Origin of the sequence: Parasphingorhabdus sp. (assembly GCF_048269865.1) — a bacterium.
GTDB lineage: Bacteria > Pseudomonadota > Alphaproteobacteria > Sphingomonadales > Sphingomonadaceae > Parasphingorhabdus.
The window spans coordinates 357555-377173 of sequence record NZ_JBLWUA010000003.1 but is presented as its reverse complement, the minus strand read 5'-3'; the positions used below and the strand labels follow the sequence as shown (position 1 = coordinate 377173).

General features: G+C 55.9%; 19 protein-coding genes and 1 tRNA gene. 11 read left to right on the top strand and 9 right to left on the bottom strand.

Annotation, left to right across the window (positions count from 1 at the left end):
* The first annotated feature begins 8 nt into the window (after positions 1–8).
* Positions 9–596: a VOC family protein gene (locus tag ACN0WW_RS06170; protein WP_417610470.1), complete on the top strand. Its 588-nt coding sequence runs from the start codon at positions 9–11 to the stop codon at positions 594–596.
* A gap of 309 nt (positions 597–905) precedes the next feature.
* Here ACN0WW_RS06170 and ACN0WW_RS06165 read toward each other — a convergent pair whose 3' ends face one another.
* The 6 genes from ACN0WW_RS06165 to ACN0WW_RS06140 all read right to left on the bottom strand — a co-directional run bounded on the left by ACN0WW_RS06165 (position 906) and on the right by ACN0WW_RS06140 (position 7264).
* On the bottom strand, positions 906–1538 hold the full coding sequence (locus ACN0WW_RS06165) for a tyrosine-type recombinase/integrase (protein WP_417610468.1): 633 nt from the start codon (positions 1536–1538) through the stop codon (positions 906–908).
* 673 nt (positions 1539–2211) lie between these two features.
* The gene (locus tag ACN0WW_RS06160) at positions 2212–3645 is read right to left on the bottom strand and encodes an amidohydrolase family protein (protein ID WP_417610466.1); all 1434 of its coding nucleotides are present in this window, start codon (positions 3643–3645) and stop codon (positions 2212–2214) included.
* Positions 3646–4112: 467 nt separating this feature from the next.
* Positions 4113–4997 carry an SDR family oxidoreductase gene (locus ACN0WW_RS06155; RefSeq protein WP_417610464.1) on the bottom strand — a complete coding sequence of 295 codons (885 nt, stop codon included), beginning with the start codon at positions 4995–4997 and terminating at the stop codon, positions 4113–4115.
* A complete protein-coding gene (locus tag ACN0WW_RS06150) occupies positions 4994–5329 on the bottom strand; it encodes a hypothetical protein (protein ID WP_417610462.1) in 336 nt (111 codons plus the stop codon). Before ACN0WW_RS06150 ends, ACN0WW_RS06155 begins: the two co-directional genes overlap by 4 nt.
* A 93-nt stretch (positions 5330–5422) precedes the next feature.
* Positions 5423–6070 carry an outer membrane protein gene (locus ACN0WW_RS06145; protein WP_417610460.1) on the bottom strand — a complete coding sequence of 216 codons (648 nt, stop codon included), beginning with the start codon at positions 6068–6070 and terminating at the stop codon, positions 5423–5425.
* 156 nt (positions 6071–6226) lie between these two features.
* Positions 6227–7264: a GlxA family transcriptional regulator gene (locus ACN0WW_RS06140; RefSeq protein ID WP_417610458.1), complete on the bottom strand. Its 1038-nt coding sequence runs from the start codon at positions 7262–7264 to the stop codon at positions 6227–6229.
* Positions 7265–7781: 517 nt separating this feature from the next.
* Here ACN0WW_RS06140 and tnpA point away from each other — a divergent pair.
* A complete protein-coding gene (gene tnpA / locus ACN0WW_RS06135; protein WP_417610456.1) occupies positions 7782–8315 on the top strand; it encodes an IS66 family insertion sequence element accessory protein TnpA in 534 nt (177 codons plus the stop codon).
* On the opposite strand, the gene ACN0WW_RS06130 is transcribed toward tnpA, so the two are convergent.
* The 3 genes from ACN0WW_RS06130 to ACN0WW_RS06120 all read right to left on the bottom strand — a co-directional run bounded on the left by ACN0WW_RS06130 (position 8305) and on the right by ACN0WW_RS06120 (position 10766).
* The gene (locus ACN0WW_RS06130; RefSeq protein WP_417610454.1) at positions 8305–9222 is read right to left on the bottom strand and encodes a HEPN domain-containing protein; all 918 of its coding nucleotides are present in this window, start codon (positions 9220–9222) and stop codon (positions 8305–8307) included. The two genes, tnpA and ACN0WW_RS06130, sit on opposite strands and share 11 nt — an antisense overlap.
* A 154-nt stretch (positions 9223–9376) precedes the next feature.
* A complete protein-coding gene (locus tag ACN0WW_RS06125) occupies positions 9377–10531 on the bottom strand; it encodes a tyrosine-type recombinase/integrase (RefSeq protein WP_417610452.1) in 1155 nt (384 codons plus the stop codon).
* A 145-nt stretch (positions 10532–10676) separates the two neighbouring features.
* Positions 10677–10766 (bottom strand) — tRNA-Ser (locus ACN0WW_RS06120).
* Between the two features lie 200 nt (positions 10767–10966).
* Here ACN0WW_RS06120 and ACN0WW_RS06115 point away from each other — a divergent pair.
* Genes ACN0WW_RS06115 through ACN0WW_RS06075 form a run of 9 tightly spaced genes read left to right on the top strand, consistent with a single transcriptional unit; the run spans position 10967 to position 19600 of the window.
* On the top strand, positions 10967–12007 hold the full coding sequence (locus ACN0WW_RS06115) for a lytic murein transglycosylase (protein ID WP_417610450.1): 1041 nt from the start codon (positions 10967–10969) through the stop codon (positions 12005–12007).
* Positions 11991–13007: a septal ring lytic transglycosylase RlpA family protein gene (locus tag ACN0WW_RS06110; protein ID WP_417610448.1), complete on the top strand. Its 1017-nt coding sequence runs from the start codon at positions 11991–11993 to the stop codon at positions 13005–13007. Before ACN0WW_RS06115 ends, ACN0WW_RS06110 begins: the two co-directional genes overlap by 17 nt.
* A 38-nt stretch (positions 13008–13045) precedes the next feature.
* Positions 13046–14188 carry a D-alanyl-D-alanine carboxypeptidase family protein gene (locus ACN0WW_RS06105; protein ID WP_417610446.1) on the top strand — a complete coding sequence of 381 codons (1143 nt, stop codon included), beginning with the start codon at positions 13046–13048 and terminating at the stop codon, positions 14186–14188.
* A complete protein-coding gene (tmk, locus tag ACN0WW_RS06100; protein ID WP_417610444.1) occupies positions 14185–14814 on the top strand; it encodes a dTMP kinase in 630 nt (209 codons plus the stop codon). Before ACN0WW_RS06105 ends, tmk begins: the two co-directional genes overlap by 4 nt.
* A complete protein-coding gene (locus ACN0WW_RS06095) occupies positions 14811–15821 on the top strand; it encodes a DNA polymerase III subunit delta' (protein WP_417610442.1) in 1011 nt (336 codons plus the stop codon). The genes tmk and ACN0WW_RS06095 overlap by 4 nt, the downstream gene beginning before the upstream one ends.
* Positions 15822–15875: 54 nt before the next feature.
* Positions 15876–17426 carry a methionine--tRNA ligase gene (metG, locus tag ACN0WW_RS06090; protein ID WP_417610440.1) on the top strand — a complete coding sequence of 517 codons (1551 nt, stop codon included), beginning with the start codon at positions 15876–15878 and terminating at the stop codon, positions 17424–17426.
* Position 17427: 1 nt separating this feature from the next.
* Positions 17428–18204, top strand: coding sequence for a TatD family hydrolase (locus ACN0WW_RS06085; protein ID WP_417610438.1), 777 nt, complete (start codon positions 17428–17430; stop codon positions 18202–18204).
* Between the two features lie 2 nt (positions 18205–18206).
* The gene (locus tag ACN0WW_RS06080; RefSeq protein WP_417610436.1) at positions 18207–18983 is read left to right on the top strand and encodes an MBL fold metallo-hydrolase; all 777 of its coding nucleotides are present in this window, start codon (positions 18207–18209) and stop codon (positions 18981–18983) included.
* Positions 18980–19600 (top strand): retropepsin-like aspartic protease family protein, encoded by a 621-nt coding sequence (locus tag ACN0WW_RS06075; protein WP_417610434.1) that lies wholly within the window; start codon positions 18980–18982, stop codon positions 19598–19600. Before ACN0WW_RS06080 ends, ACN0WW_RS06075 begins: the two co-directional genes overlap by 4 nt.
* The last annotated feature ends 19 nt before the right edge of the window (positions 19601–19619 follow it).

Sequence of the window (19619 nt, the reverse complement as noted above, 5' to 3'; positions counted from 1 at the left end):
GCTTTAGCATGATCAAGTCACCCTCCGCATTGGTCCATGTGGTTTACCGCACCCGCCGTTTTGCAGAAATGCTGCAATGGTATGCGACCGTTTTCGGTGCAAGCATCCAGTATCAGAACCCCGCGCTCGCCTTCCTGACCTTCGATGAAGAGCATCACCGCTTTGCGTTCGCCGATCTTGGCGTGATCCGCCCGGACGATCCTGACGACAAGGATGATCGGGGCATGATCGGCGTCGATCATGTTGCTTGGGAATATGCTTCGCTGCGCGATCTGCTGGAAAATTACGAGTTGCTCAAAGCGGCCCGGATCAAGCCCTATTGGTGCGTCCATCACGGTATGAGCGCTTCGCTCTATTATGCCGACCCGGACGGCAACCAGATGGAATTTACCGTCGATGTGTTTGCCACAAAAGCCGAGTGCACCGCCTATTTCCACGGCGATGCGATTGTCGAAAATCCGGTCGGCACAGAATATGATCCCGGTGACTGGCTCAACCGCCTGCGCGGCGGCACGGCAGAGCGTGAACTGATGCAAATGCATCCGAATGCTGCGGTCTCACCTATACGCGGCGCAATGACGGCATTGGCGGTATGAAGCGGTTTATTCGCAGCGCGTCGGCACCCGCATTATCCCCTACAACCGCCACTCCGATGGCGCTTTGGGAAGCAAGCCTGGCCGATTTGGGGCAAATCGGTTTGCGTTAAGCGCGGTGACACTTGGCTTTGGAGCTACGACATCAATCTTTTGGCAGGCGAGGGTTCTGACTGACAGTGGGTGCAATAGGCCGTCGAATCATATTGCCGATCCGATGTCCGCTATCGCTTTGCTCAACGAAAAGCTCCGCTTCAGGAAACCACAGAGTTGCTGGACGCCAGCCAAGTGTCGAATGGCGTCCAGCAACAGTCAGATTTCTGTCTTCTCCGCTAGGGTGAGAGCATCCTCAATATCCACGCCAAGGTAGCGAACGGTGTTTTCAATCTTGGAGTGGCCAAGCAAGATTTGAATCGCTCTCAGATTGCCGGTAGCTTTGTAGATAATCGACGCCTTGGTTCGGCGGAGCGAGTGGGTTCCATACTCCTCCGGCCTTAACCCAATTGCTTCAACCCATTCATCCACCAGCCTAGCATATTGGCGGGTGCTCAAATGCCTTGAATGATCAACCCGGCTAGGAAACACGTACTCTTCGACAGATCCTCCTCGCCGTTCCAGCCAGGCAAACAAGCTGTCTCGCGCATCGCTTGCGATTTCAAATTGAACAGGGCGACCCGTTTTGCGCTGGATGATTGCGGCTCGCTTACGAATATCTGGACCGCTGACTAGATCGCCGATCTTTAGTTCTACAAGATCACATCCTCGTAGCTTACTGTCGATTGCCAGATCGAAGAGTGCGCGGTCTCGGATGCGCTTTTCACTATCGAGGAAAAAGCGGATCGCCCAAATCTGCTTCTTATTGAACGGCCGCTTGGGTCCTATCTTGGCACCGAAATTCCAAGGTACGCAGTTTTGGGCCGCAGGATCAAACTGTGAATACGTCATCTTCATTCTCCTTGGCCGGAATGGCCGAGAAGAATTTCCGCTAATAGGAGCTAAGATTTGGGATCGCGACGTCTTAGATTGGGGCGCATTTCAGACCGGCGGGAATTGGGCCGGTTCCGGACTGTCTCCTGTAGGTTGCTGTCAGGCCGAAAGCGGCCATTGCGCATTCGAATCCCCTTGCAACACGAAGGCTCTCTTCCGATCTCGATTATCAGTCGATAGAGGTCTGCGGCCCGCTCCAGCGGGTCCAGACAATTGCTGGCACGATATGTACGATCGCCCCACCGAGTATCCAAAGCAGCATTTTCTTTAATCGCCATAGAGAACATCAGAAAATCGACGTTTCCAGCTTTCCAAAGGACCCATTCGCATGCGAGTTTGGAAAAGCCGATCGGTCTTGAGGGCTCGTCGGGAGAACACGCCGGGCAAGCTGAGCCTCTGGGTTCCGCTATTGGCTATGGCTGCCCCTATGAAACCTGATCAGTGAGCTGCCGCCCGTTTTCGGAGGCTCGATTGCAACGCTTCAGCTTTATCAGCCCGACTTACCTTGTACTTGATCGCTGCCGCCATTCTTTAACCAGCATGGGCGATGCTTCGGTTGGTCCTCGCCTACGCTGGAGCACGGCGTCGCACCGGATGAGAACCCCCTGTTCCCACGATACGATGAGCGCGATCAGGGCTGGAGGATGCTTGCATCCAGACCCTGTGCCTCAAAAGCCTCGACAAGATTGCGCTCAGTTCTCTGAAGGTCATGCATTGCGGCTTTTTCAATAAGCCGATCCAACTCGACTCGGTCGAGGTATCTGCCGCCAGCAACCACCGCGGAGACAGACCTGAGCGCGCAGAGATCTGCCAGCGGATCATTTTCCACGAGGATCAGATCTGCGCGGTAGCCTTGCGCCACCCTTCCTGCCGTGTCTTCCTCGTCGAGAGCTACGGCGGCGTTGATAGTCGCCGCGCGCAGAACATGCTTGCGATTCAGCCCAGCCTGTTCCAGCAGCTCCAGCTCCTCTATCAGCGAAACACCGGGCACATTGGTGAATATGCCCGCATCGCTACCTGCTACAATCAGCACACCCTCCTCGGACAATATCTGCGTCATGCGCTTGTAGAATTCGAACGCGGCCCGGTTCCTCGGTATGTTTTCGCCAGACCATCTCTCATATTCCGCCTGGCTTTGAGCAACGAGGAGTGGATTGAGCATTTCGGTCCCTTCGCGATTCAGATACCCGCCTTGCGTTTCTGCCACACGCAGCAGGTTGTAGAAAGCCAGCAACGTGGGATCCACGGGAACCTGGGCTGCGGCAATCTGCCTCGCCAGTTCTCGTCCGGCATCCTCGTCATAGCGATCCCGCAATCCATGCCAGACGATGGATTCGACATGTTCGATCGTCACAAATCCGCCTTCGAGTATATGGCTGAACCCTATCTCGAAGGGGATATCGTTCGGCATGCCCGGCTCCCTGATACCTTCGGGTGTGTGTCCCATGACGGTCATTCCCAGTTGGCCTGCCTCGTCGAGAATTGCCTCATATGCTTCGCTGGTGAGATTTGAATAGACCTTCAGCCTGCGAAAACCCGTTTCGTATTGGCGCCGGACAGCATGCCTCGCTTCCTCTGCAGTGCTCACCATTTCATGGTTGATCTGGGCGTTGGGGCCTGGACTGTTGAGGATGGGGCCGGTCGTCATCAATCGAGGTCCAACGATCTCACCTCGTTCGATCTGATCCGCAATGCGCAAGTGGAAAGGCAAACCCGAGGCATTGCGCACGGTAGTTACGCCCGAAGCAAGGTAGGCTCCCAGCGAGGATTGGTCCCAGATATGTACGTGCATATCGGTGAGCCCAGCCATGACGAAACGCCCGTGTCCGTCGATGACTGTCGCAATTCCAACTTCGTTGGTTTGCTCGACGGGAGTGATGCTCGTGATCCGGCCGTCCTCAATGAGGATGGACATAGCCTGGTCCACGGTCGGTTCTTCGCGGTCCAGATGAAGGATCTGCACATTTTTTAAGAGAAGCGTTTCGTCGCTTTGCGCCTGTGCAGGGGCGGCAAAGGATAAGAACGCAAGGAAGATCGCTGCGAACCTGAATCTGGCGATGCTCATAGCTCCGTCCCTTCCCTTCTCGTCAGATCACGCTCAATCCTCAATTCCCAGGAACCGAAATGTCTGGCCCAGGCTATTGAACATGCCATGCGCAAATATCAGCGGCAGGATGTTCCGGCCTCCGAACCACAGGTAAAAGACAACGAAGGCAAATCCGCCGGCACCTGTGATCAGTGTGTCATACCATCCCTGATAATAGGCATGACTTTAACCGAAGAAAGCGGATGAGGTAAAGAGCACTACCGGATATGCTCGGAAGCTGCCGCCCATAAATTGACTGGCGTGATCGATGATGGAGGCTCGGAACAGGAGTTCTTCGAAAAACGAGCCATGCGTCCAGACCATGAGCATCATGAGCAGGCAGGCTGTGGTCGAGGCCCTTCCCAACGCTTGTTATCGCCATGGCACTACTCCTCGCCCACCAATTGATCTCGCCATCTCCACTTCTCCTTCATCAACGCTTCCGCTTACCGGGCAGGGCCTGCGGTGCGGCCCGCCTGCGTTTGCGTGAAAAAGCGGGACAGGCTGATCGTGCCGTAGGGGGGCGCGGTCATGTCCAGCTTCGACGCGGCGACGAAGAATTCGACAGCACTGACCTTGGCCTTGGCTCCGAACAGTTTGGCCAGCACGATCGCGCCATCTGCGAGGACAAGCGGGATGCGCGTGATGCGAACGGGTCGTTCTACGACCTCGAACGCGAGTTCGGCGATTTCATTCTGGGTGAAGCACTGGGGGCCGCCGATTTCGATGCGGGACTGGCCGCTCGCGATGGCAGAAAGCACGGCCTCGGCCAGATCGGCTCCGTCTATGGGGCTCATTCGGGCTTCTCCATCACCGAACAGAAAAACGCGTCCGGATTTCGCCATGTCGAGAATTTCGACGATGTCAGAGTAGAAACCGCTCGGGCACACGATTGTCGATGCGATGTCCGCTTTCGCCAATTCTTTCGCGAAACGCGATTTGGCCCGCGCCATCGCCACGTTCGGCATGTTTTCGGCGTTGAGCACGTGGATATAGGCAAATTGCGGCACACCGGCTGCCAGTGCTTCGTCGAGCAGGTTGCGATTGGCCTGGTAGTCGACTTCCGCGTAGGTAAGTCCGTCTTTCTGTCTGGTTATGCCGAGCGCCGAAATAACAAGATCGACACCGCGCATCTGACCCGAAAGCGTTGCCGGATCGGTCGCTTCGGCGAAGACGATCTCGTCAACGGCATGGTCGATCGCGATCAGTTTTTCGGGCTGCCGAGCAAGGGCCACCACTCTGAAGCCCGCCGCGTGGCATGCCGTCACCAGATACTGGCCCAGATAGCCTGTGGCCCCTGCGATAAGCACTGTCTGCTTGCTGTCTGTCATCGTTTTTTCCCCTCGTCCCGAGGATACCCGCAGCGTTGCTCCATCTCATGTGTGATGGCTTTCGCGCGGGCCTGGCTGTTGTCTGCGTCAAGAAAGCTGATGTCGGAATCCAGCTCGACGAGGTCGCTATCGTCGGAACCATCCAGAATACTGGCGACCCCCAACAGCACACCTTCTCGGCGGGATTCTCGTTCAGCGCGTCGCTCGTAATCGAGCGCTACAACCAGTTGCTCGCAGGACAGATGACGGTAGGACGCAGCGCGCTGCTCGGTGGTGGCGCAACCGGAGGTTGCAACAAAGCACAGGGCGGCAATCAGTCGAAAATTGGCCATGGTTTCTCTCGCTTGTTTTGGTGAAAATGCAGGAAGCGTTGGCAGAGGATCACTGATGCCGCGCGAGGCGGCGTGACCCTCTGCCGATCGCCGTCAGAAGCGCAATGCGACGCCGCCAAGCACCTGATCGGATGCCAGTGAGCCATCGAATTCGGTGCGCCGGTATTCCGCGCGGATCGACAGGCCACGCGGCAAGGCGATCTCAACGCCGCCCCCGTAGAGCCATCCATCATCCGTGGCGGAGCCGCTTGCGACCGGCTGCGGCTGACCCGCCGCAAATGCGCGTGTCCGGTTGCGGTTGAGCGCGTAGCCACCCCGGCCATAGAGCAGGACGTTCTCGACAGGAGTAAATCCGGCCCTCAGGCTGAGGTCGGCAGCCCAGCGGGAATCGACTTCGATCGCTCCTGCTCCGGCTACGTCCGTTCTCAGTGTGCCGCCGTTTATCGCGACGCCTGCCTCGATTCCGAGGACCATGGTGTCGAACTGATGATCGTAGCCGACGAAGCCTCCGAAGATCGCTGAGTCAGCATCATCGGTGAGGCGAATGCTCGCCGGCGCGACCGGGATCTGCTCGTCGATATCGCGTTTTTCCCAGCCCGCTTGGGCACCGATGCTAACCCCCTCGAATGGGGCCTGCCGGTCATGCGCAGAGAGCGGATCGGCAAACAGCAGCCCGGTCATGGCCAAGGCTCCGATCAGGCTCAGCACGGTGCGCGATGTATCGGTTGCAATAGTTCTCATAGATATTCTCCTTTTCGTCGTTCAAATTGGTCGTGAGTCTTCGCTGCGCAGAGCAGGGCTCGCGCGGTGGAATGTGATTTTCGTGATGGGTACTGGCCGGGGGCGGGCTGCGGCGAATCTGTCGATCCGCCCCCGTGTCAGGCTAAAGTGGGGCGATCATGAGCTGTCGATCTGCGTAGTCGAGCCGTGCGGGCGGAACCGATCGCGATAGTCGCTGGCCGCTATGCCGAGATGTCGCTGGAAGACGCGCCGCATTCGCTCCGAATTTCCGAAACCAGTATCGATGGCGATCTGGTCGATCAGCGCGTCCGTTTGCTCCAGCTGGATGCGCGCCGCCTGCAATCGTGCCACTTCGACATAGCTTGCGGGCGTCATGCCGATTGCGTCCTTGAACTTGCGCGCAAAGGATCGGTCCGACATCAAGGCGATCTCTGCCAGCGCCGGAACGCCAAGATCGGCACCGGGGTTGGCCTGCACATGGGCGAGAACGCGAGACATGATGGGGTCATCGCTGTTCTGCGCAATCAGGTTGGCGCTGAACTGGGACTGCCCGCCAGGGCGCATCATATACATGACGTTATATCGTGCGACCTGAAGAGCCACGTCGTGCCCGAAGTCGGCCTCGACCAGAGCCAGGGCCAGATCCATGCCGGATGTTACCCCCGCAGAGGTCCAGATGTGCCCGTCATTCACGTAGATCGAGTCAGGTTCGACCGTCACCGCAGGATATCGCTTGGCGAGGATCGGGGCCCACCACCAATGGGTGGTGGCCCTGCGGCCATCCAGCAATCCAGTCTCTGCAAGGATCATTGCGCCGGTGCAGATCGATACGACCCGCCTGGCCTTTTGCGCCGCCCACACGACGAACGCCAAGAGTTCATCATCCTTCAACGCCGCGCTGGTGCCGTGGCCGCCTGATATGATCAACGTATCTATTGGCAGTTCGCTTTGGCGCGCATCCTGAAATGAAAGATCCGGCTGAAGCGTAAGTCCGCTCGTCGTCCTGACGGGATTACGATCGCCAGCAAGAAGCTTGGTGCGATAACGGGCATCACTTTCGGGAGCGAAAAGCTCGACGCCGCTGAGCACCTCAATTGGGCCCACGATATCCAAAATATGTGCTTCGGGATAAGCCACCATCGCAACATCGATGGGTGCGTCTTTTTGAGCGCGTATGTTTCGTTCACTGTCCATACCGCTGCTCTACAGCGAACCATCGATCTTTGTAAGGACAACGACCCCTCGCTTTCTGCCAACGAGACAGAAGGCCATCCAAAGCACGCTTTGCCACGGATGCTAAAAGTTGACGCGTGGGCCAAGCGCAATCTGAACTGGCAACGATCGAGGATGGCATTTCTAGATACAGGTTTTCAGCGCAAAGCGGGCCGCAAAGCAATGTCAGCTTCTGGCGTTTAATCACGAGTGCCCAAGTGACCGTAATGAGGGCGCGAAGCTGCCGCGAATTGGGCCTAGAAGTAAGCGACGGCGCTGAAAGTACTGGAATTGCGCCGTTTTCGAACGATGATGCCAGCCGGGTAGGCAATTGGCTGGCGCATATTTTTCAGTAATTCCAACAGCCTGCACCCCAACCGACGGCGGTGCTTTTATCTTGCCGTCCTATTTGGTTTCGTAACCGTCCGCTCCTGACACCTGATTTTGGGGATGCAATTTCGTTCCATATGGGGTTCCTTCGTACATAGGAGGGCTTCTGGTGGCATCGCGATATTATGATAATCGGGGCAAGCGTGAATGGTGGTCTGTGCATGTCGAGGCGTGGCAGCGCAGTGGGCTTTGGCAGGTCAAATATTGCACCGTCCACGGTCTGGAACGTGTGACGTTCGCGCGCTGGCTGAACGTACTGACCGACGCAAAAATGGCCAAATTGCGTGTCGAGCGCGTGGTTTTGGAGCGCAAGCGAGCCCGCAACAAAAAGGGCGGGAAGCTGACCACCGACCGTCGCAACCGGGCAGCACAGGCGTTCTGGGCAATGCATGTGGAAGCCTTGAACTGGAGCGGAATGAGCGTCAGGGAATATGCAAAAGCCGTTCGCATATCGCAGTTCAGCCTGCGCAGATGGTGCGATCTGATTGCCGACGAGGAACTCGTGATCGCCTGGCGTGCGCAGCTTCATGCCAGCGCGCGGCCGCAAATAAGCAGTGGTGCTAGCAGCGCTGCTAACGGTGATGGTGCCGGTTACGGCTTGACAGAGGCGCTAAAGGGAGCGCGGCGCGACGCTAAACGCTAGCTTCGAGCTTGCTGATGCGCTCCGCACAAATTGTGTGAACGACGCGCCCAAGTTCCTCAACACAGGCTCCCAGCCAAGCCAGCTCCTCTTCACTAATACGGTAATGCTTTGAGTATCGCGCTTTCACATAGGCTTCTTTCAGCTTCTCGAACCGCGCCCGGTCCGCACGAAATTCGCGCGGCCAACAATCAACAAGCCGCATATCCAGTCGCTCGGCCTGCGTACGCAAAAAACCGAGATTGTGCACGTGGGGCGTGTAAAAAGTGCAGACAAGAAGCACGCAATGGTAAAGGCTTTCAGCTGTTTGATGGAGCAGGAACGCCGCTTCCTTGGCGAAACCTTGATCTATGGCGTCATTCGATAATTTGAATTTCCGCATTGACGCAGGGAACCAATCCTCAAAATACTCCTTCGCCATAGCGAGAGCCTGCTCAGGCGTCTTTGGCTTGGGAACGTGAAGTACGCGGTCGTCTGCTTCATAAAGCGCGATGCCGTCCTTGGCGACATCCATGAAAAAGTAGCGGCCATGCGCCATGCCGTCATTCACTTCGCCGAGCGTGTGGACGATGAAGTTGACCGGCGTGCGCAGCGTCTTGTCGATGGCCAGCTCGCGCATCAATCGGTTGTCCAGCTTCAGCCAGTAGTCCACTTTGTCCGTCAGCCGCTTGTCATTGACGATGATGAGGATATCTAAGTCGGAGCGGTAGCCTTTGCCAGTATGCGGTTCATCGACCCAGCCGCCCCTTGCATAGCTTCCATACAGGATGATCTTCTCGATCTTCCCTTTCTTCTTCCACTCATGCTGTGCGAGCGCCAGCGCATCTTCAAACTCTTCGAAGATGATCGCCTTCACGCGGTCGATGTCGCGTTGCTTGGCTGCCGGAAGGTGATCGAGGTCGGTGCGCATGATGCTGTTCACTCTTAAAGTTTGATGCCGTGTTGGCAAGCAGCAACGCGCAGCGATGACGCGCCACCGCAAAGCGCGTCATCACTGCGCTCGCCCGCAGGGCGATTCCGATCATGTCTATACCAACATATGGGGATGGCTAGGGCAGCGGCGTTCATTGTTGCTTTCTGCCGTCGATATAGTTCGCCCAGTCAGCCATCATGATACGGCGCTTCTCAAGCAGATTGCCGCGCCGGTAGGCAGCTTCGGTCTTGTTGCCGATGGAATGCGCAAGCGCTGCCTCTGCAACCTCGCCCGGGTGAGCGGTCTCTTCCGAGACCCAGTCCCGGAACGCAGAGCGGAAGCCGTGGACCGTATATGGCTCGCCCATTTCCTTCATCAGCTTGGAGAGGGTCATGTCAGAAAGCGGCGCGCCGCGCTTCATGCCCGGAAACACGAGGTCGCTGCTTGGCAGTCTGAGCTCTGCGCAGCGCCTCATGATCCGCAGCGCCGGTTCGGTCAGAGGCACGACATGTTCGCGGCTTGCCTTCATGCGAGAGGCCGCGATCGTCCAGAGACCAGATTCCAGATCAATCTCGTCCCACGTGGCTCCCCGTACCTCGCCCGATCTGGCAGCGGTCAGGATCGCGAACCGAAGCGCAAGACGGCTGAACGATTCTCGCTTGCGCAACTCCTTCAGGAAGGCCGCTACCTTGTCATAGGGCATGGCCGCGAAGTGATTGTCCTTCTTGGGCTGGCGCGGGAGACCTTTGGTGATCGCGCGCATCGGAGCCTCGCTCTCGCGAAAGCCCGATGCATAGGCCCAGTCAAGCACTGCGCCTACCCGCTGGCGCACCCGCCTCGCGGTTTCAGGCTTGGTCAGCCAGATCGGGGCCAGAAGATCGCGGATCATCGGCCCTGTAATGTCATCGACCTTCACATCACCGATATAGGGGAACGCATAAGCCTCCATCGTACTCACCCACTGGCCTTCATGCTTGGCATTGCGCCAGCTCTTCTTGCTCGCTGCCAAGACCTTGGCAGCCGCCTCCCGGAAGGTTGGGAAGCCCAAGACCTTTCTCCGCTCGAACACCGGGTCTAGGCCAAGCTCTATCCATGCGCGCACTTCGCGCGCTCTTTCTCTGGCAACAGCCAGACTGACCTTCTTGGCACTGCCCAGACCAAAGTCGCGGCGATTGCCATGCCGCTGCACCCGGCACACCCAGCTTTTTGCCCCGCCGGGTTTTATCACCAAGTAGAGGCCGTCACCGTCACTCAGCCGTCCGGGTCTGGTTGCTGCCTTCACAGCGGTCGCGGATAGTCTTCCCATAGCCCTGATATTCCCACATTTGTTCCCACATTCCAAATCACACACCGGTGGAAACCTGAGGACAAATGAGGACCCGAATCACTCGACAACCCGCAGTAAACTGCGGGTTTCAGGGGATAGCTCGGGATGAATGGAAACAGGGGAGTGGCGGACAGGGTGGGATTCGAACCCACGGAGAGCTTGCACCCTCGGCGGTTTTCAAGACCGCTGCATTCGACCACTCTGCCACCTGTCCGCATAGCCTTCATAGCCGGGTCGCATGCGTCCTAGCGTTCCCGATTTCAAAGCGCAAAACATTTTGCAAATGCATGAAATAACGCGGCAAATTTCTGCTTCATCTCCGCTTTTGGGGCGAGCGGTTGCGTCCGCGGGTTATTTAGGGATTCCCCTCCGACTCGCTTTGTGCGACAAAGGGGTGACGAAAGGGAAGTATTCATGCGTATCATGACCGCTATCGCCTGTGGCGCTCTGGCCCTTGTTGGTTTGGGCACTGCAACACCGATGCAAGGCGCCAATGCACAAGCCAATGGGAGTTTCGAATCCTATCTGCAGCAGGTTCGCCAAAAAGCTATCCAGCAGGGTGTCCGTCCGCAGACTTTGGACCAGGTGCTCCCTGGTCTGACCTATAATCCGAGAGTTATTGAGCTGGATCAGTCGCAACCGGGTGGCAGTCCGAATAGCGCAATTCCACCGTTCGCTCCCTATCAGGCGCGACATATCACGCCGCAGCGCATCGAAAACGGCAAAGCTGCCTATCGTCGCCTGATCGCCAAACTGATCGATGTAGAGCGGGAGACTGGAGTGCCGGGACCGATCATCATGGCAATTTATGGGAAGGAGACCAACTATGGCTCCTATACCGGAAATTTCGACATCCCCAGATCGTTGGCGACATTGGCCTATGAGGGCAGGCGGCGTGCTTTGTTTGAGCCGGAATTGCTCGCTGTTCTCAAGCTTATCGATCAGGGGGTTCCTCAGTCCGCGTTGAAAGGCAGCTGGGCAGGGGCGATGGGGAAGCCACAGTTTCTGCCTTCGGTCTATCTGAGATTGGCGAAAGATGGCAGCGGTGATGGATATGCCGACATATGGGGCAGCGAGTATGATGCCGTTGCTTCGATCGCCAATTATTTTGTCAATTCAGGGTGGCGAAGGGGAGAGCCGTGGGGAATTGCCGTCAACGTTCCGGCGTCGCTCGATCGATCATCAATAGCGAGCAAGATTGTCCCAACGCGGTGCCCGCGGGTGTTTGGTCGCCACAGTCAGTGGAAAAATATGGCTGAGTGGCGATCTCTTGGCGTTGTTCCGGCAACAGGCCATACTCTGAATGACAATGTGATGGCTACTTTGCTCGAGCCGGATGGACCGGGCAATAGGGCGTATCTGTTGACCGGTAATTACCGGGTGATTCTGGATTACAATTGTTCGAATTTTTACGGACTAGCAGTGGGGTTGTTGGCGGATGAAATACGCAGTTAGACTTGGGGTAATATCGACGGCTGTGGTGGCCTTGGCAGGGTGCAGTGGGTCGCGTGATTTTGGCCAGTTTCCGGACGGCGCGCCCGCACCCGGCGGTGCGGGCCGACCCGGGGCTGCTGCGGTTTCCGACTATCCTCAGAAAATTGGTGCCCCCTATAAAGTGGGTAACACAACATATACGCCAGAGGATGTGCAGAGCTACGATGAAGTTGGCTACGCCAGCTGGTATGGCGAGGAGCTGTCAGGTAACCTTACCGCCAATGGCGAACTGTTTAATCCCGAGGGCATTTCGGCTGCTCATAAGACCTTGCCCTTGCCGACTTATGTCGAGGTCACTGCTCTGGATACCGGACGGACGATTTTGGTGCGCGTGAATGATCGTGGGCCGTTTGCCAACGATCGTCTTATCGACCTTTCCTACGGTGCTGCCAAGCAATTGGGTATCGATGGCCAGGGCGTCTCGGGTGTCCGTGTCCGCAAAGTCAATCCCAATGAACAGGAACGGGCGGTGCTCCGGATGGGCGCTGCTGCGACGGAGCGAATTGCTACGCCGGATTCACTGCTTTCCATTTTGCGGAAGAACCTTGCCAAGCTGCCGAAGCCATCGGCGCCCATTAAGCAAGCTGTCGCACCTGTCAAATCTCCTCCCGCGATGGTCAAGCCTAATCGTCCCGTGCAATCGTCAGCTAGCGGGACCCGCGACGGGCGATTCATTGTCGAGGGTGCCGGGCGTCCGGTTGCAGCAGAAAATAGCGTAGGAAATAATTATGTCGGCGGAATTCCCGGATCCTACGCCGTACAGGTTGCAGCATTCAGCAACAAATCGCGTGCCGACACGTTGGCGAGAAAAATCGGCGCGAAAGTAATGCGGGATGGTACGGGAACGATCTGGCGAGTTCGCTACGGACCTTATCCCAGTGAGGAAGAGGCGCAAGCAGGGCTGGCACAGGCGCAGCGGCGCGGCTATAGTGGAGCGCGCATTTTGCGGGCGGACAACTAGCTTTGAGTCGCTAAATATTGATTGGAATCTTGGCCTAAATGAAAAAATATCTACTGGCGTCGTTACCGTTCGTCGCTTTATCATCCATGGTTGTTGCTGCTCCGAATTTTGAAACGGATGCACCGATTGCCTATATGACTGACCTGTCATCGGGAGCTGTCTTGTTCGAGAAGAACGCAGACAAGCAAATCCCGCCGGCGTCGATGGCAAAAATGATGACCGTCTATGTTGCATTTGATCTTATCCAAAAGGGCAAGCTCAAGCTGGACGACAAATTCCGCGTCAATGAGGAAACCTGGAAGAAATGGAATAACCAGGGATCGACGATGTTTCTGGGTGTCGGGGATCAGGTTAGCGTTCGCGAACTGCTTCATGGCATCGTTACCCTGTCCGGGAATGACGCCTGTGTTGTCCTTGCTGAAGGTATTGCGGGGACTGAACCAGCCTTCGTTCAATTGATGAACAAGCGGGCCAAGGAGCTCGGCATGTCCAAGAGCCGGTTTGGCAACAGCAACGGCTGGCCAGATGAAGGGGTAACCGTCGTTACAGCCAGAGATTTGGCAAAATTGGCGTCGGCAACAGTCAACAATTTCCCCAAATTATATGAAGCATTCTACGGCCAGGACGCTTTCGAGTGGAATGGAATCACGCAGTCCAATCGGAATCCGTTGATGGGCAAAGTGGCTGGAGCGGACGGACTGAAAACCGGCCATACCGAAGAAGCGGGCTATGGTTTTACCGGATCTGCGGAACAGAAGGGGAGGCGGCTCGTGTCGGTTCTCGCTGGACTCGATAGCTATGGTGGCCGGATCGCGGAGTCGGTCAAATTCATGAATTGGGGTTTCAAGGCATGGGAACCTAAAAAGCTTTTTGACAAAGGCACCAGAATCCAGAACGCCGAAGTCCAGCTGGGTGACAGTTCCACGGTTTCTTTGGTGGCCCCTAAAGACCTTTTTGCGACAATTCCGAAAGCGTCTGATGGCAACATCTCCATGAAGGTTACCTACAACGGGCCGATCAAGGCCCCAATCGCCAAGGGGCAGCCGATTGCGACGTTGGTTGTCACAACTGCCGATGCCGGTCGGCAGATGGTGCCTCTGGTCGCCGGTGAAGATGTTGGCGAAGCGGGCTTTTTTGATCGAGTTTGGGCTGGATTGAAATCTTTGCTCGGAATGGCGTGACCGAGGGGCGTTTCATCAGCCTTGAGGGTGGCGAAGGAACAGGAAAGTCGACCCAAGCGAGAGCCCTGGCTGCGGCGATGGAGAGCAGAGGGCAAGTCGTCACTTTGACTCGGGAGCCGGGGGGAACTCCGGGCGCTGAAACCATCCGTGAATTGCTGCTTAGCGGTGGTGAGGACAAGTGGCACATGCGGACCGAAGCATTGCTGTTCGCAGCTGCCCGTGCAGAGCATTGCGTCAAGCTGATCGGCCCGAGATTGGCGCGAGGCGAATGGGTCATTTGTGATCGTTTCATTGACAGCAGCCGCGCCTATCAAAGCGTCAGCGGCGTTTTAAGCGACGCAGAGATCATGGATTTGCATCGGGTCGGCAGCAAAGGCCTGATGCCGCACCGTACGTTCGTGCTTGATCTGCCTGAAGCAGTTGCATCAAAAAGGGCGGCGGCACGGGATCGCGGCAACAGTGACCGGATTGGACGCCGGGACAGTGATTACCATCAGTCTGTTCTGGCTAATTTTCGTCAATTGGCGGCCGATGAGCCAGACCGTATTCGGCTCGTGGACGCATCGCAAAATCCAGAATCGATCACCGAGATTCTGCTGCAGAATTTGGGCGACTTGCTGTCATGACGTCATATCTGGGTCATGACAAACCAAGACAAATATTTAAGCAGGCGCTTGATCGAGATATGCTGCATCACGCTTGGATTCTCGCAGGCGATAAAGGTTTGGGTAAAATGGGATTTGCCCAGCAAGCCGCGCATTTTTTGCTTAATTCGCGCAACCGCCCCACCGGTTTTAGTGACATCCAGGATGATGAAGCCGGCCATCTTCTCGCCGCTGGATCGCATCCCGACTTTCGTCTTCTGCGACGCGGGGCCAAAAGTGAAAAAGAAGAGAAGAAAGCGCGTGATCAGGGCCTCGATGCGCTCGAAGAGCATGAACTGGCGCGCAACATAAAGGTTGATCAGGTCCGGGCTTTACAGCCGCTGTTTCAAAATCAGGCCTCCATTTCTGAATATCGCGTAGTGGTTATCGATGCAGCCGACGATCTGGAGCGGGCCGGTGCCAATGCGATTTTGAAAAACCTCGAAGAACCGCCGAAAAACACCATATTCTTGTTGATCAGTCATATGCCTGATCGGCTGCTGCCGACAATCCGGTCGCGATGCCAGATGTTGCGCTTTGACCCGTTAAGCGATGAAGATATGCGTACTGTGCTCAAGCAAGCCGCACCACGCCTCGAGGAGGCTGATTTGGAGGCGCTTGTGGTAGCCGGGGAAGGGTCGCCGGGCCGTGCCTTGAAATATGCCGAAGTCGGACTCGCGGAATTGGAAGGGATTGCCCGTGAAATCATAAAAACCGGCGATCAAAATAATCAGTTGAAAAGCGATCTCGCACGGAAGCTGGCGCTGAAAGCCGCTACTCCCAGATACCGAGCATTTCTGGAGCGGGCGCCCAGTTTGATAGCCGACCAGATCAAGAGCTCCGATGCGCCATGCTCGTTGACGACCATCGAAAAATGGCGCGAAGCCTGCGATCTAGCGACATCGGCGCTTCCAAAATCGCTGGACAACCAAGCCGTAATATTTCGCCTTGGGAGCCTGATGGGGGATATTGGTCGGGCTAACGATTGAAAATAGAGATTTTGGCTGTTTACAAGCGGGGCCAATCCATCAAGAGAGATCGGCATGTCTGAACCTTTTTATATTACCACCGCGATCAGCTATCCCAATGGTCGTCCGCATATTGGCCACGCTTACGAGGCGATTGCCGCAGATGCCATAGCACGATTTCATCGATTAAACGGGCGGGATGTCCGGTTGATCACCGGCACCGATGAGCACGGACTGAAAATGGTCCAGACAGCTCGGTCCGCTGGCGTAGAGACAATCAAGCTTGCCGACGAAATGTCGTCCTATTTCATAGAGATGTGCCACAAGCTTAATATCAGGCATGATGGTTTTCGTCGCACCAGTGAAGCCGCGCATCACGAGGCGAGCAAGGCGCTGTGGCGAGCGATGGAGGCCAACGGCGATCTATATCTCGACCGCTATGAAGGCTGGTATTCCGTGCGCGACGAAGCCTTCTACGCAGAAGACGAGATCGAGACAGGCGAGGGGGGCGAAAAGCTTTCGCCGCAAGGCACGCCGGTGGAATGGACCGCAGAGGAAACCTGGTTTTTCAAACTTTCAAAATATCAGGATAAGCTACTCAAGTTATACGAGGATCATCCTGAGTTTATCGCGCCGGAAAGTCGCAGGAACGAGGTATTGCGTTTTGTAGAGAGCGGTCTGAGAGATCTCAGCGTATCGCGAACAAGTTTTGACTGGGGTGTGCCCGTACCGGGCTCGCCAGGCCATGTGATGTACGTTTGGGTCGATGCACTGACAACCTATATGACGGGTGTTGGCTATCCCGATGAAAAAGGCATGTTCGCAAAATATTGGCCAGCAGACATTCATTTGATCGGCAAAGATATTGTTCGCTTCCATGCGGTCTACTGGCCCGCCTTTCTGATGAGCGCCGGCTTGCCGCTTCCCAAGCAGGTTTTTGGTCACGGTTTTCTTCTCAATCGCGGTGAAAAAATGTCCAAGTCGGTCGGCAATGTGGTCGATCCGATGGAGCTTGCGGAACGGTTTGGCGTCGATCAGCTGCGCTATTTTCTCTTGGCAGACGTGGTATTCGGGAAAGACGGAACCTATTCGGCCGATGCTATTGTCACGAAGACAAATGCCGATCTCGCCAATAATTTTGGCAATCTCGCACAGCGTAGCCTGTCGATGATCGCCAAGAATTGCGATGGCAAGGTCCCGCCTCGAGGCGTCGCAACCGAAGCCGAGCAGCAATTGCTAAAGCAGTTAGATGACTGTTTTGCCGAAGTGACAGCAGCGATGACCGGCGGATCGTTGAAGATTGATCACGCTCTCGATGTGATCCGCGAACGGCTGAGCGCCACCAATAGTTATTTTGCCGATCAAGCGCCTTGGGCTTTGCGCAAGACTGATCCTGCACGGGCGGACAGCGTATTGTACCATACGGCCGAAGCTATCCGGAAACTTGCGATCATGCTGCGCTGGGCGATTCCGGAAAGCTGCGACCGGATGCTGGATCTGCTGGCGCAGTCGCCAGATGCGCGCGATTTTGAACATCTTGCCGTTCCCATAGCCGCCGGCCTTGAATTGCCGCAACCACAAGGCATATTTCCGCGCCTTGAGCTGTTGACGGAGGAGGGCGCCTGACATGCTCATCGATAGTCACTGTCATTTGAACTATAAAGGCCTTGTCGAAGAGCAGGGTGCGGTACTGGACCGTGCCCGTCAGAGCGGTGTCACTGCGATGCTCAACATATCGACGCGCGAGAACGAATGGCAGGATATTGTCAGCACGGCGAACCGTGAGAATGACGTCTGGGCAAGTATTGGCATCCATCCGCATGAAGCTGATGCTCATCCCGATATAGATCTTGGCAAGCTGGTCAAACAAGCTGGTCATGACCGGGTTGTCGCTATTGGTGAAACGGGACTGGATTATTATTATGATCACAGTGACCGTGAGCGTCAGAAACAGAGTTTTCGAACCCATATTCACGCAGCCCGCGAAACAGGTTTGCCGATCATTGTGCATACCCGGGATGCCGAAGCGGACACCGCTGACATCATGGCGGAGGAGATGGAGCAGGGTGCCTACACTGGCGTTATCCATTGCTTCACTGCCAGTGAAGATTTTGCACGGAAAGCCCTGTCTCTCGGACTCTATATTTCAATCTCAGGGATTGTGACCTTTAAAAACGCCAAAGATCTGCAAGAGACCGCTGCCAAATTGCCGCTTGATCGGCTGCTCGTCGAAACCGATGCGCCATTTCTGGCTCCGGTTCCGCATCGGGGGAAAACCGGAGAGCCCGCCTTTGTTGCCGACACCGCCCGGTTTCTTGCCGGATTACGCGGTGACAGCTACGAGGATCTGTGCGAAGCGACCAGTCGGAACTTTTATCAGCTATTCACCAAGGCACGGCCCTGAATTTGGGCTTGAAGCTTACAATTTTGGGATGCGGGACCTCCTCTGGTGTCCCGCGGATCGGCAATGACTGGGGCGATTGCGATCCAAGCGAGCCCAAAAATCGCCGAACGCGGGTGTCGATTCTAGTCGAAAGCCCGACCACCCGGATATTGGTTGATACATCTCCGGATCTGCGGAATCAGCTGCTGGATAACGCTACAGATACGATTGATGCGGTAATTTGGACCCACGATCACGCCGATCATTGCCATGGTATAGACGATCTGAGGGCGATATTTCAGCAAACCCGTAAGCCGATCTCTGGCTATGCGCGGCCCTTTGCTCTTGCCAGTCTCAAAGAACGTTTCTCCTATATTTTCAAGGGTCACAAATATTATCCGTCAATCTGTGAAGGTATCTCTCTGGAAAGGGATATTAAAATCGGCGATATTCTCGTCCGCTATGTAGACCAGCCGCATGGGAGCATAACGTCTGCCGGGCTGCGCTTCGAACATCGGGGACAATCGATTGTCTACGCCACCGATTTTGGCGAAGTCACAGACGAGATGCTCGACCTATATCGCAGCTGCGATCTGTTCGTCGTTGATGCGCTGCGCGCCGAACCCCATCCGACCCATGCGCATCTGGACATGACGCTGGCTCTTATTGAGCATGTGAGGCCACAATTGAGTCTGTTGACCCATATGGACAAGTCGATGGACTACAACCATCTTCTTGCCACATTACCGAATGATATTCGGCCTGCCTATGATGGATATGTGAAAGAAATCGAACGTTGACCGAAGACCAAAATATCAATCTGGTTTTTGCTATAGGCGCCTTGGTGCTTGTTGGCAGCGCCTTATTTTCCCGGCGTATCGGACTGGGCGAGATGATCAGATCCGCTTTGGCCTGGGTCGCCATTTTCGCGGTCTTTATTCTCGGATTTACCTACCAACGGGAACTGCTAGCGGTTTGGACCAGGGTGTCCGGCGAAATGACCGGGGCCAATGAGCAGGTCGTTGTCGGTGACACGTTAAGGATCAGACAATCGGCCGATGGCCATTTTTGGGTTGATGCAAAGGTTAACGAATTGCCTGTCCGGTTTTTGATCGACAGCGGAGCAACGACAACGGCGATGACATTACGCACCGCGCGGCGCGCGAATGTGGATATTAATGAGAGTGCATTTCCCGTCGTGCTTGCAACAGCTAATGGATCATTGGAAGCGCAACGCGGGATGATCCGGTCGCTGACGATTGGTCCGATGGTCGCTCGAGATTTGCCGGTTGTTGTGGCGGAAGAGTTTGGCGATTCTAATGTGATCGGGATGAATTTTTTGTCAAAGTTACGAAGTTGGCGCGTGGAGGGGGATGAGATGGTGTTGGAACCGCCGGGAACGGGCCCTTCCGAATGATCTTTAATTTAACATAATA

Bases quoted from the DNA above. Each gene is read 5' to 3' on its own strand.
- ACN0WW_RS06145 (WP_417610460.1), bottom strand. From the start codon at position 6,070: ATGAGAACTATTGCAACCGATACATCGCGCACCGTGCTGAGCCTGATC.
- ACN0WW_RS06155 (WP_417610464.1), bottom strand. From the start codon at position 4,997: ATGACAGACAGCAAGCAGACAGTGCTTATCGCAGGGGCCACAGGCTAT.
- ACN0WW_RS06085 (WP_417610438.1), top strand. From the start codon at position 17,428: ATGCTCATCGATAGTCACTGTCATTTGAACTATAAAGGCCTTGTCGAA.
- ACN0WW_RS06125 (WP_417610452.1), bottom strand. From the start codon at position 10,531: ATGGGAAGACTATCCGCGACCGCTGTGAAGGCAGCAACCAGACCCGGA.
- ACN0WW_RS06115 (WP_417610450.1), top strand. From the start codon at position 10,967: ATGCGTATCATGACCGCTATCGCCTGTGGCGCTCTGGCCCTTGTTGGT.
- ACN0WW_RS06130 (WP_417610454.1), bottom strand. From the start codon at position 9,222: ATGCGCACCGACCTCGATCACCTTCCGGCAGCCAAGCAACGCGACATC.
- ACN0WW_RS06165 (WP_417610468.1), bottom strand. From the start codon at position 1,538: ATGACGTATTCACAGTTTGATCCTGCGGCCCAAAACTGCGTACCTTGG.
- ACN0WW_RS06170 (WP_417610470.1), top strand. From the start codon at position 9: ATGATCAAGTCACCCTCCGCATTGGTCCATGTGGTTTACCGCACCCGC.
- ACN0WW_RS06095 (WP_417610442.1), top strand. From the start codon at position 14,811: ATGACGTCATATCTGGGTCATGACAAACCAAGACAAATATTTAAGCAG.
- ACN0WW_RS06105 (WP_417610446.1), top strand. From the start codon at position 13,046: ATGAAAAAATATCTACTGGCGTCGTTACCGTTCGTCGCTTTATCATCC.
- ACN0WW_RS06160 (WP_417610466.1), bottom strand. From the start codon at position 3,645: ATGAGCATCGCCAGATTCAGGTTCGCAGCGATCTTCCTTGCGTTCTTA.
- ACN0WW_RS06140 (WP_417610458.1), bottom strand. From the start codon at position 7,264: ATGGACAGTGAACGAAACATACGCGCTCAAAAAGACGCACCCATCGAT.
- ACN0WW_RS06110 (WP_417610448.1), top strand. From the start codon at position 11,991: ATGAAATACGCAGTTAGACTTGGGGTAATATCGACGGCTGTGGTGGCC.
- ACN0WW_RS06150 (WP_417610462.1), bottom strand. From the start codon at position 5,329: ATGGCCAATTTTCGACTGATTGCCGCCCTGTGCTTTGTTGCAACCTCC.
- metG (WP_417610440.1), top strand. From the start codon at position 15,876: ATGTCTGAACCTTTTTATATTACCACCGCGATCAGCTATCCCAATGGT.